The sequence below is a fragment of the Mycobacterium sp. NGS41 genome (assembly GCF_059812725.1).
This window is the reverse complement of the sequence record NZ_JCALDF010000042.1, coordinates 24,160-38,264: the sequence shown is the minus strand read 5'-3', so window position 1 is coordinate 38,264 and position 14,105 is coordinate 24,160. Positions and strand designations below refer to the sequence as shown.

General features: G+C 63.2%; 9 protein-coding genes and 1 pseudogene. 5 read left to right on the top strand and 5 right to left on the bottom strand.

Translation table 11 applies throughout. The features are described from left to right. Both AC5Y21_RS24100 and AC5Y21_RS24095 read right to left on the bottom strand, forming a co-directional pair. Window positions 1–1,009: pseudogene (locus tag AC5Y21_RS24100) on the bottom strand (IS3 family transposase); the annotation flags it as partial. A gap of 241 nt (window positions 1,010–1,250) precedes the next feature. Further along, complete coding sequence (locus AC5Y21_RS24095; RefSeq protein ID WP_499916301.1) at window positions 1,251–2,477, bottom strand: class I SAM-dependent methyltransferase; 1,227 nt, start codon at window positions 2,475–2,477, stop codon at window positions 1,251–1,253. A gap of 284 nt (window positions 2,478–2,761) precedes the next feature. On the opposite strand from AC5Y21_RS24095, the gene AC5Y21_RS24090 reads away from it, so the two are divergent. From AC5Y21_RS24090 to AC5Y21_RS24070, 5 genes are all read left to right on the top strand, one after another. Continuing rightward, complete coding sequence (locus AC5Y21_RS24090) at window positions 2,762–5,347, top strand: flavin-containing monooxygenase (protein WP_499916299.1); 2,586 nt, start codon at window positions 2,762–2,764, stop codon at window positions 5,345–5,347. A gap of 76 nt (window positions 5,348–5,423) precedes the next feature. Then, window positions 5,424–6,392, top strand: a complete 969-nt coding sequence (locus tag AC5Y21_RS24085; RefSeq protein WP_499916297.1) for an adenylate/guanylate cyclase domain-containing protein — start codon at window positions 5,424–5,426, stop codon at window positions 6,390–6,392. Between the two features lie 157 nt (window positions 6,393–6,549). Continuing rightward, window positions 6,550–8,799 (top strand): ATP-binding protein, encoded by a 2,250-nt coding sequence (locus AC5Y21_RS24080; RefSeq protein WP_499916295.1) that lies wholly within the window; start codon window positions 6,550–6,552, stop codon window positions 8,797–8,799. A 132-nt stretch (window positions 8,800–8,931) separates the two neighbouring features. Beyond that, window positions 8,932–9,531, top strand: coding sequence for a LemA family protein (locus AC5Y21_RS24075; RefSeq protein ID WP_499916293.1), 600 nt, complete (start codon window positions 8,932–8,934; stop codon window positions 9,529–9,531). A gap of 8 nt (window positions 9,532–9,539) precedes the next feature. Continuing rightward, entirely contained in the window at window positions 9,540–11,459 is a 1,920-nt protein-coding gene (locus AC5Y21_RS24070; RefSeq protein ID WP_499916291.1) for a M48 family metallopeptidase, read from the top strand. A 30-nt stretch (window positions 11,460–11,489) separates the two neighbouring features. On the opposite strand, the gene AC5Y21_RS24065 is transcribed toward AC5Y21_RS24070, so the two are convergent. The 3 genes from AC5Y21_RS24065 to AC5Y21_RS24055 form a co-directional block, all read right to left on the bottom strand. Next, a complete protein-coding gene (locus AC5Y21_RS24065) occupies window positions 11,490–12,287 on the bottom strand; it encodes a hypothetical protein (RefSeq protein WP_499916290.1) in 798 nt (265 codons plus the stop codon). A 529-nt stretch (window positions 12,288–12,816) separates the two neighbouring features. After that, a complete protein-coding gene (locus tag AC5Y21_RS24060) occupies window positions 12,817–13,533 on the bottom strand; it encodes a Type 1 glutamine amidotransferase-like domain-containing protein (protein WP_499916288.1) in 717 nt (238 codons plus the stop codon). Next, a complete protein-coding gene (locus tag AC5Y21_RS24055; protein WP_499916286.1) occupies window positions 13,530–14,039 on the bottom strand; it encodes a DUF2505 domain-containing protein in 510 nt (169 codons plus the stop codon). The genes AC5Y21_RS24060 and AC5Y21_RS24055 overlap by 4 nt, the downstream gene beginning before the upstream one ends. Between the last annotated feature and the right edge of the window lie 66 nt (window positions 14,040–14,105).

Here is a 14,105-nt window from a genome sequence, read left to right as displayed (position 1 = left end):
TCCAGCAGGGAGTCGAAGCGCCACGCGTTGAGCAATTCGTCTCGCAGCCGGCCGTTGAACGACTCGATCCAGGCGTTCTGCCACGGCGACCCTGGATCGATGAAAAGTGAGCCAGCACAGTGGAATCGGCACCAGTCATGCACGGCGTGCGCCACGAACTCCGGGCCGTTGTCGAACCACACGTAGTGCGGCGCCCCGTGGGTGAGAGCCAGTCGATCCAGTACCTCGACGACACCGTCGGCGCCGATGTGGCGATCAACCTCGATCGCGAGCGCTTCACGGGTGAACTCGTCTATCACGTTCAACATCTTCAAAACACGGCGGTCGGCGGTCGTGTCGAACTGAAAGTCCATCGCCCAGATGGCATTCGGGCGAATCGGCGACATCGCGCCCGCAGCGACACCGATACCGGTCAACCGTTTCTTGCGGCGGCGCTGCGGGACCCGCAGGCCCTCCGCACGCCACAGCCGGTGGATGCGCTTGTTGTTGACCTGCCACCCGGCGCGGCGGGCCATCTTCGCGGCTCGCCGCCACCCCCAACGGGGCCGCTCGGTGGAGAACCGGCGCAGCCAGGCCCGCAACTCGGCCTCCTCGGTGGTGATCGGCGGCGGGGTCAGGCGCATCGTGGAGCGGTGGATGCCCACCACGGTGCACGCGCGGCGCTCAGACACCCCGAACCGGTCGCGCAACGCCGTAACGGCACAGCGCTTGCGGCTCGGGGTTAGAAGTTTCCCGCCGAGATCTCCCTGAGCATGTCGATGTCGAGGGCCTGGTTGGCCAGCAGTTTCTTGAGTCGGGCGTTCTCGGCTTCGAGTTCCTTGAGCCGCTTAGCGGCGTTGGCCTTCATGCCGCCGTACTGGGCCATCCAGCGGTGCCACGTGGATTCCGCAACCTCCAGATGCCGGCACACCTCAGCCGGCTCCTGACCCGACGCGAGCAGCTTGTTGCCCTCGGCGAGCTTGCGGATGATCTGATCTGGCGTATGCCGCCGGCGCTTGTTCGATGCCATGTCGTCGTCGATTCTTCCTGCCCGAACACTCGGCCAACAGAGTCCCACAACGACTGGACCACCACGACGGGCTCACCTCACCTGAACCTGGTGCAGACTCTCCTGTGCTACGAACAATGTTGTGAGTTTGCCTTGGCGACAGGCGAATTAGCCGACGCTTTACAGCATCTCCAGTGCGGACGGGCACCACGGCCTCACTGCGGACGAACAAGCGGAGCCGCTCTCCAACCGATTGAACGGGTCAAACCTTCAGCCGCGCCTCGGCCTCGGCCATATAGTCGCGCGTGATCGGCAAAGCGTTGCGGTCGCGGATGTATTGGACCTGGTAGTTAACCATCGCACGGTTGAAGAAGCCGACCATCGCTCCCGCGAGGTAGAACTCCCACATCCGATAGAAGCGGTCGTCATACATGGCGACGATCTCGGCTTTGTGCGCCTGCGTACGCCGCAGCCAATGTTCCAGCGTGTAGCCATAATGGAGCCGCAGCGTCTCGACGTCGCTTGTGCACATCCACGCAGACTCGGCGGCCTCGGACATTTCCGACAGGGTGGGGATATAGCCGCCGGGGAAGATATATTTCGTGGTCCACCTGTCGGTCGCGCGCCGGGTACCGATGCGGCCGATGGTATGGAGGAGCATTACCCCGTCCTCGACCAGCAATGAGCGGCATTTGGCCATAAAGGTACGGAAATAAGCCGGACCGACATGCTCGTACATGCCGACCGACACAATCCGATCATATTTGCCGGTGACGTTGCGATAATCGATCAGCTCAAATTTCACCTTGTCGGCGACGCCGGCTTTCTGGGCCCGCTCGCGCGCGATCTTGAGTTGCTCTTCCGAAAGCGTGATGCCGAGTACCTCGACCCCTGTTTTCTCGTGCAGGAAGAGCGCCATCCCGCCCCAGCCGCAGCCGATATCGAGCACCTTCATGCCGGGTTTGAGGAAAAGCTTGGCGGCGATGTGCGCCTTCTTGTCGAGTTGCGCCTGCTCGAGCGGATTGTCGCGATCGGTGAAATAGGCGCAGCTGTATTGGCGGTCGGCGTCGAGAAAGAGATCGTAGAGGCGCGCCGACAGGTCATAGTGATGCGCGACGTTGCGCTTCGAGCGCCGCACCTGGTTATGGGTGCGCAGCCAGCCGAGCGGATCGCCGGGGAGGCGCGACTTGGCTTCGACGTTGCGCAAGTCGCTGCGCTTTTCCCAGCGATTGTTCCAAGTGACGAGGTCCAGCAAAGCGTGGATGTCGCCCTGCTCCATCACCAGCCGGCCATCCATATAGGCCTCGCCCGCGCCCAATGAGGGCGCCATCACGATCTTGCGCGGGGTGGATTTGGTGGTGAGGCGGATCGCGACCGGATCGCGGCCGGGATAGGGCGCACCGTAGCGATAGACCTTGCCGTCCGCGTCGGAAACGATCAGCTCGCCCTGCTTGATAAGCCTCTTAAAAGCCCGGTCAAACAGCAGCATACGGCTTAGTTTACGTCCCGTTATAAATTGACGTTGCTGACCATTTTTCACTCAAACTCCGCCGGTTGAGTCGCGGAAGCATTACGCCGCCCGGCGGGCTACGGGCGCTCAATAGTCAAAGCAGCAGTTTCGTGGGGCGACCGCGACCAGCTGAACACGCGGATAACTCTCGCGCAACAACGCTCTCGGCAGCGCTCGGCGTTGCAAAAGCAGGTATATGAACAGGTATGGAAGGGGTCTTTGCACCGATGTGCCGACGCTGCTGAGACCAGCATGCTGGCGGAATGGCTAACACAGATGTTGATGTAGTGATCGTCGGCGCCGGTTTTTCCGGTCTATACGCCACCCACCGGCTACGCAACCTTCAAGGGTTGTCAGTGCGATGCTTCGAGGCGGGTGACGGCCCAGGGGGTGTGTGGTACTGGAACCGTTACCCAGGGGCACGCTGTGACTTCGAAAGTGTTTACTACTCTTACACTTTCGACGAAGATCTGCAGCGGGAATGGCGCTGGACAGAGCGATGGGCCGCGCAGCCAGAGATCCTGGCCTATCTGGAGCATGTGGCGGATCGCTTCGACCTGCGTCGCAGTTATGCGTTCCGCACCCGCGTCGTATCGGCAGCCTGGGACGACGACGCCCAACACTGGGTTGTCGGAGCCGACGACGGTACGACCACAACTGCCCGATTCTTTGTCAACGCAGCAGGCTCGTTTGAGGTCATCAAGAAAGACGACTTCCCGGGACGAGACGATTTCGCGGGCACGGTGATGCATACCAGCCAATGGCCGACCGATGGAGTCGACCTTGCCGGGAAGCGCGTCGCTGTGGTCGGCACTGGTTCGACCGGCATTCAGGTAATTCAAACCATTGCCCCACAGGTCGCGCAGCTGACGGTGTTCCAGCGCTCCGCGAATTTCGCCTGCCCGCTGAGCAATGGGCCGCTCACCGATGACGAATTCCAACAAGCCGTAGCTGATTTCCCGACCACGCGCGTCGAGGCGCGCCGTCGTCAAGGGGGTGTGCCTTACCCGCGAGCGGTGAAATCGGCGCTGATGGACACACCTGAGGAACGCCGTAGCGTCTACGACCGGTACTACGGCGGGGGTATGCGGATGCTCGCATCGACTTATTTCGACTTGATGACCAGCCCCGCCGCGAACGCGACTGCGGCGGAATACATCCGGGATCGTATCCGCGAACGAGTGAACGACCCGGACGTCGCAGAGCTGTTGTGCCCCAAGGATCATCCTTACGGTAGCAAGCGGGCTCCATTCGAGATCGGCTACTACGAGGCGTTCAACTTACCGCACGTCAAGCTGATCGACGCCCGGGCGACGCCGATTGTCCAGATCACCGAGCGGGGAATCGCCACTACTGCAAAGGAATACGAATTCGATGTGATCGTGCTGGCCACCGGCTTCGATATCGGCGCGGGCGCCTTAGCGCGGATGGGAGTCCTGGGCCGTAACGGCCAGAAATTGACCGACCATTGGATGGACGGGCAACGTGCCTACCTTGGGATGGCCACTCATGGTTTCCCGAACCTGTTCCACATCAACGGTCCTCAGGGCGCGGCGGCGGTCTTCAACAATCCGCTCGCAATTGAGGACAACGTGGACTTCGTCGCCGGCTTGGTCGCCTACATGGACTTCCACGATTACGTCACCGGCGAGGCGACCGTTGAGGCCGAGGACCGGTATGACGGTTTGGTCCGAGGGGTTGCCGACGCAACCCTGTTCTCGCAGGCAAACACCTGGTTCATGGGCGACAACATTCCCGGCAAGCCGCGCAGGCCCGTTTCGCTGTTCACCGGCACACCGATGTACCTCGCAATCTGCGGCGAAGTCGAGGCCAGCGGGTACGGCGGCTTTTCGTTTGATGGCTACGACCGGGGTGTGCCGAGCCTGCTCAGGCTCGACGCGTCAGCGGTGCTATTCGTTTCCGGCCTGCTGAACACGGGCGCCAAGCCTCTTGAGGACTGTTCGCTTGCCGAGGCTCGTGACGCGATGGAGAGCTTCAAGCTGATGCAGCTACCGCTGCCGCCTGATGTCAAGATTGACGACACGGTGTACCCGATCGAGGGAGGCGAGCGGACCGCGCGCTTGTATCGGCCAGCCGTTGACGGCTCGCTACCGGTCGTGGTCCTCATTCACGGCGGAGGTTTTATCGGCGGCAGCCTCGACTCCTGGGACGAGCCGTGTGCCAGTTTGGCCCGCCGCCTGGGTGCACTCGTTGTTTCACCGGATTACCGACTCGCTCCGGAGCATCCGTTTCCAGCGGCGACCGACGATACCGTCGCGGTATTGCGCTGGGCCGCCGACCATATTGCTGAATATGGCGGTGACCCCCTGCGGATCGCCGTAGGTGGGGAAAGCGCGGGGGCGAATCTCGCGGCGGTCGCGGCGATACGACTCCGAGACGAAGGGGGACCGCGTTTGCGCGCGCAGGTGCTCGTCACACCTCCAACTGACTTTCTCGCAAACACCCAATCCCGCACAGACTTTGCACACGCGCCGATCCTGACGACGAAAGTCGGTCAGCGCATGGGAGCGCTATATCTAGGTGAACCTGACAACGCGATGTCGGCGTGGGCTGCTCCGGCACGAGCCAGTGACTTAACCGGTCTGCCACCGGCTTTGGTGATCACCATGGAGGTGGACCCGCTCCGCGACGAAGGCGAAAAATACGCGGAGGCACTATCGACGGCCGGAGTGCCTACCGTCTGCCGCCGCTTCGAGGGACTATTTCACGCCACCTTCTCGTTGTCAGGTGTAATCCCGCGTGCGGCGGAGATCCAGGACGCCATCTCCGACTTCCTTGCCCCACTGCTAGCGGGCGACGAACTCAACGCCGCGGCAGCCATTGCCTAGGCAACCAGATTTCGAAATCCAGGTCAGGGAAGACAAATTCAGGTACTACCGCCAGACGGCTTATAGGAGTAACGCAATGACCAAGCTCACGGCGTCACGAGCCGCCGCGCGTGGCGGGGGCTCAGCTACCGCACGCTTCTCGCGAAACACCGGCGACATGGAACCGGGCTGCGCCGAATGCGTCGAGCATCTGGTCTCGGCGCTGTTGACCGCAGCGTACGACTTTGTGCGACGGCACAGCTTGACCGAGGTGGAGTATGAGGTGCTGAAAGCCTGGCTGATCCAGGTGAGCGCCGACGACGAACGGCTACGGGCTCTCGACGCTTTCGTCGAGCACGTAATCCAGGACGCAGCCGGCGCCGACCCAAAAGGGGGAAAGGAAGGCATTGGGCTCGGCATCGTCGCCGAGCTTGCTCAAGCGCGAATGTCGGCCATCGGCAGCGAGCACGGCCGCGATCGGGTTCTGGCCACGGTCCTGTTCACCGACATTGTCGATTCGACCCGATACGCTGCCCAACTCGGAGATCGCAATTGGTTAGAGCTGCTCAAGCGCCATGATGAGGTCGCGTCGGCTGCGATCGCGCGCTTCCGCGGTCGTGTCGTCAGGCACACCGGCGACGGGTTTGTGGCCACCTTCGATCGTCCCAGCTGCGGCGTTCAGTCGGCCGCCATGCTCGCAGAGTGCATACCAGAACTGGGCATAGGCATTCGATGTGGTCTGCACACAGGTGAATGTGAAGTGCGCGGTGATGACATCGGCGGAATCGCGGTCCACACCGGAGCCCGGATCGCGGCTCTGGCGCACGCTGGAGAGGTCCTGGTGTCAAACACCGTCAAGGACTTGGTCAACGGTTCCGGGATCGGCTTCCGGGACCGCGGTATGCATGTGCTCAAGGGAGTGCCGGGGCAGTGGAGGCTCTTCGCGGCCAATTCATCGGGGGCCACTGTCCTCGAGAGCTGCCCGCCTAGGGCGTTAGGTGTCGAGTTGGTCGCTAAATCACCTTTGGCGGCCGCGGCCAGTCCAGGCAGTACAAATGGGTGCTGAGGTTGACGGCGGCGGATCTGCGCTGTCGCAAGTGGTGCCCTGGAGCGGCCAAGCTGGCATCCAGCGCGCGCCAGCAGGCCGTCAGAGGATTCTGTTTTTGACGGATGGGGTGGGCCATCGAGGCGGGATGCCCGTTGGTCCACCACTAACTCGGCTCGTGGCCCGAAGACACGACCTGGACGCCGCACAGCGAGCCTTGTCGGATACGCGATTGTTGACCCTCACGGGTCACGGTGGGGTGGGCAAGACCCGGCTGGCCTTGGAGTTGGCCCATCGGGCACGTAATCGCTTTCCCGACGGAGTGTGGCTGGTGTGCCTGGCTGAACTGAGCATCGGGGCCGAAGTCGCGGAGGTCGAGTCGGCGATCGTCAGTGCCCTTGGTATCAGTGACCAGTCGGCTACCGCGCCGCGCGAGAAGCTGATTTCCTTCCTGGGAACTCGCAGACTGCTTTTGGTCCTCGACAATTGCGAGCACGTTTTGGCGTCGGTATGCGCTGCCCTGCCCGTCCTACTGCTCGGAGCTCCCCATGTTCGTGTCGTGGCCACCAGCCGAGAGCCGCTTGGCATTGCCGGTGAAATGCTTCGGCCGGTGCTGCCGCTGAGTGTCCCAGAACCGGGAACTGCCGCCGAGCAGTTGGTCGCGGACGGATCGGTGAGTCTGCTCGTGGAACGTGCCTACGCAGTCGACCCCGACTTTGAGCTCACCGCCGACAATGCCGCTGCGGTGGTGGAGCTGTGTCGCCTATTGGAGGGACTACCGTTAGCCATCGAGCTTGCAGCGGCCAAGCTGCGGGCGCTCACAGTCGAGCAGGTGGTTGACCGGTTCGGCCAGCGGCTCACGTCGTTGACAGCCGCCGGAACACCATCCGCCCCGCGACACCAGTCATTACGGTCGATGGTCGACTGGAGTTACGCCCTGTGTCCGAAGACGGCACAGGTGCTGTGGCGCAGACTGTCGATATTCTCCGCAACGTTTGACCTTGAGCTCGCCGAGTCGGTGTGTGCTTTTGGCGAGCTGTGCTCGGACGACGTCCTGGATTCCATCGAGCGCCTCGTCGCACAGTCCATCCTTTCGACCGTCCGCGGCGCAGGCACAATGCGGTACCGACTCCCTGCAGCCATTCGTGAAGTGGCCGCCGACCTTGCGGATCAAGCCGAGGAGAAGGTCGAGCTTCAGCGCAGGCACCGCGACGCGATGCTGGAACGTGCCCAGCAGATGTTGGGGCAATGGTGCGGACCGCGCCAAGACGTCCTGATAGAGCGGATGAGCCTTGACCATGCCAGCTATGTCGCGGCTCTTCAGTGGAGTGTCGCCACCGCCGGCGAACAACGGACCGCGTTGCAACTCCTAGCGTCCCTGCGTTATCACTACCTCATCGGTGGTCGGCTCGCCGAGGGCCGCATGCGGATGGAGGCGATGCTGGCCACCGTTGCCGAGCCCTCGCCAATGCGGGGCGAGTGCCTCTGGGTAGCCAGCTGGATCGCACTCCTGCAAGGGGATCAACACGGCGCCGGGCAGCTGTTGAACGAACTTTCCATTCTCGCAACCGAATTGGCGAGCCCTCGACTTGATGTACACGTGCACCACTGGCGTGCGCTGCTGGCAATGCTAAGCGGCGACCTCGAAAGTGCTACGCGCGACTTTCAACTTGCGCTCGATGGGCACTGCGCACAGGGCAACCGCTATCTGGAACTCACAGCCCGGTACATGTTCGCCGTCGCGCTCGCTGCCGGCGGACGGGCCCAAGAAGCGCTGCAGATGAGCAGCGACACCGCATCGCTGTGCGAGCAGTACGGCGAGCGAAACGCACACGCATATTGTGATTTCGCGGCGGGTATCGCGCATTGGACCCTGGGCCATCTGGACGAGGCAGAACGGTTGGCCCACGAGGTACTGAAGACCCAGCGCGCAATGGCCGACGGCATCAGCGTCGCCCTCGCCGCAACGCTGTGTTCATGGATTGCCTACGACCGCAACCAGATCAATCGTGCTGGGGAGCTGTCGCGGGCAGCAGGAGACGTTTTTCGATCTCTCGGCACATCCCTGGATGCCTTCGGCCCTCATCTGGCTAGTTTCAACGAAGGGCACACAACGTCTGAAGTTGAACCGCCGTCTGCCGATCATGACCATGCCGCAAAAGCGTTCCACAAACTCGACGACGTCATTGATTTGGTGTTGGGCGCCAATGAAAGCCACGGTGTTGGTCGAACAGAGGGCACGCCGCTTACCAGAAGAGAACTGGAAGTCGCCGGGCTGGTCGAAAGCGGACTGTCGAATCGCGAGATTGCACAGCGACTGGTCATCGCCAAACGAACTGCCGACGGTCACGTCGAACGAATCCTTGCCAAACTGGGATTCAGCTCCCGAGCTCAGGTCGCAGCATGGATGGCACGGCACGCATCCTGACTGGCTCAGGGCGCGACTAACCTTCCATCCCGCTAGTGTGCCGATCCGAGCAAACCCGCATTCGCCACCCCCGAACCCACAATTGTGGGACCATGGGGCGGACCGTCCCCATTAACAGCAAAGGTGGAGCAAGTGGTCGTCTCCCTTATCCTCATCGCCGTAATCGTGGTGATCATCCTGTTGTTGGCGTTCACCGCGTTGAGCATCTACAACGGGCTCGTCCGCTTGCGGAACGCCTATAAGAATGCTTTCGCGCAGATCGATGTTCAGCTGACCCGGCGTCACGACCTGATCCCGAACCTCGTCGAAACCGCGAAGGCATACATGGCCCACGAGCGCGGCACCCTCGAGGCGGTCATTCAGGCACGCAACTCCGCGATCACGGCACAGGCCGCAGCCAGCGCCAACCCGGGAGACCCCAACGCCATGAATCAGCTGGCAGCCTCGGAAGGCGCACTGACCGGAGCCCTCGGCAGGCTGTTTGCGCTGAGTGAGGCGTACCCGGACCTCAAGGCAAACCAGAACATGATGCAGCTCTCCGAGGAGCTGACCTCGACGGAGAACCGCGTTGCTTTCGCCCGCCAGGCCTACAACGACTCGGTGATGAACTACAACAACAAGCGCGAAGTGTTCCCGGCTGCTCTGTTTGCGGGCATGTTCGGTTTCACCGCGGCAGCGCCGCTCGAGGCAGCCGGTCCGGAGGTGCGCGAGGCCCCGCACGTCCAGTTCTGATCTAGGTCATGGACTTCTTCGAGCGTCAGCGACAGGTGCGCGCGGCGTCGAAAAGACTGGTGTTCCTTTTTATTTTGGCCGTGCTCGCGATCACCGCGATCGTGAACTTCGCCGTCTTGGGAGCGACGGTGACCCGGAAGGGGGCAACTCCGCAGCAGTTGATCGGGCTGTCGATAGTCGTCAGCTGTGCAACGCTGCTGATGATTGGCGGGGTGTCGATTGTCAGGACGCTGATGCTGCGCCATGGCGGCGGGGTCAAGGTCGCTGAAAGCCTTGGTGGGATACGTGTCCCGGATATGCCGACAGATCCACAGCTCAAGCGGTACCGCAACATAGTCGAAGAAATTGCAATCGCGTCCAGCACACCGGTGCCCGTGCTCTTTTACCTGCCGCAGGAACAGGGCATTAACGCATTCGCCGCCGGATACACGCCGGCCGACGCGGCCGTATGTGTCACCCAGGGTTCGCTCGACCGGCTAAACCGTGACGAACTGCAGGGTGTGATCGCCCACGAGTTCAGCCACATCGTGAATGGCGATATGCGGCTGAGCCTCAAACTCATCGGCGTGCTGGCGGGTATCACGGCGTTGGCGGTCATCGGCCGGATGCTCTGGTATTCGGGTGGCGGACGGAGAAACGACCGCGACAACAGCCTCCCGTTATGGGCGGTCGGTCTGGTCGTCATGGCGGCAGGCTGGATCGGAGTCTTCTTCGGGCGGCTGATCAAAGCAGCCGTTTCCCGCCAGCGCGAGTATCTCGCCGATGCATCAGCGGTCCAGTACACGCGGCAGACGAGCGGGCTAACGGGCGCCCTGAAGAAGATCGGTGGCCTAGAGGCCGGCTCCCGGCTGGGCAGCCCGAAGACCGAAAACGTCAGCCACATGTTGTTCGGCGAGGGCCTGAAGCTCTCGTCGATGTACGCCACCCACCCGCCGCTCCTCAAGCGCATTCAGGTGCTCGAACCCAGCTTCAGTCCCAGCAATCTCGAGGAGCTGCGCAAGCACTGGTCTTATCAGCCGCCGAACGGCTTGGCAGAAGACGCGCGCATGGGCTTCGCTGAGACTCCGGCACAGGCGGCGCCGGCACGGGTAGCGCCGCCACAGCAAGCTCCGCAACGCCGCCTCGATGCCCGCGAATACGCGGCGGCGGTTGGCAACCCGACCCACGCTGCCTACCAGGCGGGGGCGCGGACGCGAAAGGCGATCCCGCAGCATCTAGCCGACCTTGCGCACAATTCCGCCACTGCGGTTCCGCTGATCTACGGGCTTATCTTCGACCGCAACCAGAGTGTCCGGCAGGCTCAGTACCGGATCGTTGCCGAGTATCACGGCAAGCAGGTGGCCGACGAGGCATGGCGATGTTCGGCGGAGCTGGTGCAGCTTGACCCCAGCTTGCGCCTGCCCCTCGCATCCATCGCGTTCCCCGCTTTGCGTGGCCGCCCCGAGGCTGAGACCCGAACGATGACGTCGGTTATCGGCGAACTGATCAAGGCCGACGGTCAGATCGACATATTTGAATACTGTCTCGGCACACTGGTTTTCGTCGGCTTGCACGAGGCGCTGACGTCAGGGTCGCCGTGGAAGAGCCGGCGGCAGAGCCTGGTTAGCGCCCAAAGCGCCGTTTCCTGCCTCATCGCTGTGCTGGCGCAAAACGCCAACAGCGACCCACGGGTCGCGGCTGCGGCATTCCAGGCGGGAATCTCCGTCGCGTACCCCCAGGCACGGATTCCGTTCCTACCGGTGAAGGACATATTCGAGCTCGAACAAGTGTGGCCGGTGATCGACGGGCTGGAAGGCAACGACAAGGCCACCCTTGTTGCCGCCGTCGTGACAACGATAATGGCCGACCGGGTCGTCACTCTGGAGGAGTCTGAGCTGCTACGAACCGTATGCGGTGTGCTGCATTGCCCGGTTCCACCGGTCGTCTAAGACGCCGCGAACCTGCCCCAACTCGTACGCCTAAGGCTGGTTCCCGCGGTTAGGCCGCTTAGCCTTGGATTCCGCCTCGAGCCGGAGCTGGATTGCCCGTGCCCGTGCCTCGGCGGCGAGGGCTTGGGCTTCGGCGGCTTCTGCGCCAGCCCACACCTCGGCGGCCAGCGCTTGGACTTCGGCGGCTTCTGCCTGCGCGTGTGCCTCGGCAGCCCGGGCTTGGGCTTGGGCGGCTTCTGTCCGCGCCTGCGCCCGTGCCCGAGCTTCGGCGGCGAGGGCTTGGGCTTCAGTGACTTCTGCTTGCGCCCGTGCCTCGGCATCCCGGGCTTGGGCTAAGGCGGCTTCCGCCTGCTTCCGTGCTTCGGCGGCGAGGGCTTGGGCTTGGGCGGCTTCTGCTTGCGCCCGTGCCTCGGCGGCCAGAACTTGGGCTTCGGCGGCTTCTGCCTGTGCCCGGGCTTGGGCGGCGAGCGCTTCGGCTTCGGCGGCTTCTGCCCGTGCCCTCTCCCGTGCCCGTGCCTCAGCGGCCAGGGCCTGGGCTTCGGCGGCTTCAGCTTCCGCCCGTGCCTCGGCGGCCAGCGCTTCGGGTTCGGCGGCCAGAGCTTGGGCATGAGCGGCTTCTGCCTGCGCCCGTGCCTCGGCGGCCAGCGCTTCGGCTTCGGCGGCCAGCGCTTCGGCTTCGGCGGCCAGGGCTTGGGCTTCGGCGGCTTCTGCCCGGGCCCGCGCTTCGGCCGCCTGCGCTTCGGCCTTGGCTGCCTCGGCTTGGGCTTCGGCGGCTTCTGCCCGGGCCCGCGCCTCGGCCTCCAACTCCGGTTGCGGGAGCTTCTGCACCTGCGTCCTCGCTTCGTCGGTGCGCGACGGGCGGTTCGGCTGTGTCCCCGCTTGGTCAATGCGCGATGGGTAATTCCGCTTCTGGGTTCCGGCCGCGATCCGCGCCCGTGGCTCAGCTGCTACTTGCTGGTCTCGATAGAACTCAAACACGACCAAAAGCACGGCGGCAAGAACCAATAGCGGTACGAACAACGATGGGTGTGTGGCCACCCCGGCGAGGCCGACAATCGTCAGCGGTACCGCGAACGCCACCGCGGCCCACGGATGCCTATCGCTTAACCCAACGATCGTCGTTGGCACTGTGTATGCCCGTGCGGCCCAAGGAAGCCGATCCGGCCGACTAATGACCATTTTCGAACCCCACGATCTCATCCCTGCGCGGAGACGTCGGCATATAGCGTACTGTGACGATCCTCACGACGGGGTACTAAATCGCGGGTTTGTGGGCAGAAGGTTGCCGTAAGACCAAATTGGCGGACCAAGTCGCGATCGTCCGCCTCAAAAAGCGGTCCCCGGGCCGCCGAACCACTCAGTTGCCGTCGTCGGCGTACTGCAGTGAGTGCGAGACGCGAGTGCCCTCGAACCGAAATTCGTGCGCGGGACGCCGCAGCGGCTCGATGGTGGCATCAGGGTGCACGATGACGCCTCCGCCGGCGGGGATTCCGAGCCCGGTCGCCGCTCCCTCCAACAAGTGAATCGCGGCCGACAGTCGTGCCCACTCGGCTTGCTCGTCGTGCGTGTCGATGACCACGGGGACGAGCTTGAACACATCGACCAGCTCGGTCGCGGGGGATTCTGGTGCGTCGACGATTCCATAGCGTCCGAGCTGGACTGCACCCGCTGAAATGCCGACTATGGCCGCCCCGTGGGCGTACCGGGTAAGGATCACGTCCTTCATGCCGGTTCTCTCGAACGTGTTCCAGCCGAGACGCACATCGCCTCCGGCCAGGACGATCAACTGGGCACGTCCCAGGAAAGCTCGGTCGTCTGGTCCGAACGACGAATCAATCATTCGACGGTCGGTGATTCCCACCGCATCCACCGCCGCCTCGAAGATCCCGTAGAACTCCAGCCGATCCCCGTTGGAGGCACCGATATAGGCCGCGCTGAGCGGTGTGTTCTGAGCCAGCCCATCGAGGGCTGCGTCGAGGAGCAGTCGGTTGTGCCGCTTCCAGAAGAGCAGCTGACTGTCGGCCAGTAGATAGAGCGGTTGGGGTTGCGGTGACGTCTCAGGCGCCCGTGTCATCCATGTTCAGCGATCCACTCGTCGGTGAATTCGTGAACAGCAGGGATGCTCTGAGCCAAACCCGCTCCGATGGCCTTCTCAAATTTGCCTCCCACCAGCGGGATTTTCACCTCCACCCGCACGGCGTAGCGCACTTGGGAACCGTTGCTCGCCGGCTTCAGCCACACTTCCGAAAGGCCTGATGCCAATCCGCCGGCTGCCGACACGCTCGACTCTCCGCGCACTTGGCCGTTGTCGACCGCTCGCCACGTCTCGCAGCTCACGATTTTCACGTCGCCGGGAACAAACTTCGCCACCGCGCCGGGTATCAGTTGACGACCTACGTGCTGGGTGGCGCGCACGGTCACCGTCCCGTCGGCGTCGACGATCAGCGAATCCAGCGTGGTGGTGCCATTGACGTCGCCTGCTGCGATGCGGGCTAGCCAATAGTCCTCGCGGCTGAACGCCGCATGAATCTGTTCAACGCTGGCGGGCGAGTCGGTCAAGATGTCGAACGAACGCGGCATAACGATCATTCTTACTTGTCGACGAACCCGCGCGGGCGCTAATTGCGCAACATCAGACCGAGGCCG

What these genes read in the sequence shown, in the direction of transcription:
- AC5Y21_RS24070 (WP_499916291.1), top strand. Translation starts at nt 9,540, where the DNA reads ATGGACTTCTTCGAGCGTCAGCGACAGGTGCGCGCGGCGTCGAAAAGA.
- AC5Y21_RS24090 (WP_499916299.1), top strand. Translation starts at nt 2,762, where the DNA reads ATGGCTAACACAGATGTTGATGTAGTGATCGTCGGCGCCGGTTTTTCC.
- AC5Y21_RS24095 (WP_499916301.1), bottom strand. Translation starts at nt 2,477, where the DNA reads ATGCTGCTGTTTGACCGGGCTTTTAAGAGGCTTATCAAGCAGGGCGAG.
- AC5Y21_RS24085 (WP_499916297.1), top strand. Translation starts at nt 5,424, where the DNA reads ATGACCAAGCTCACGGCGTCACGAGCCGCCGCGCGTGGCGGGGGCTCA.
- AC5Y21_RS24055 (WP_499916286.1), bottom strand. Translation starts at nt 14,039, where the DNA reads ATGCCGCGTTCGTTCGACATCTTGACCGACTCGCCCGCCAGCGTTGAA.
- AC5Y21_RS24060 (WP_499916288.1), bottom strand. Translation starts at nt 13,533, where the DNA reads ATGACACGGGCGCCTGAGACGTCACCGCAACCCCAACCGCTCTATCTA.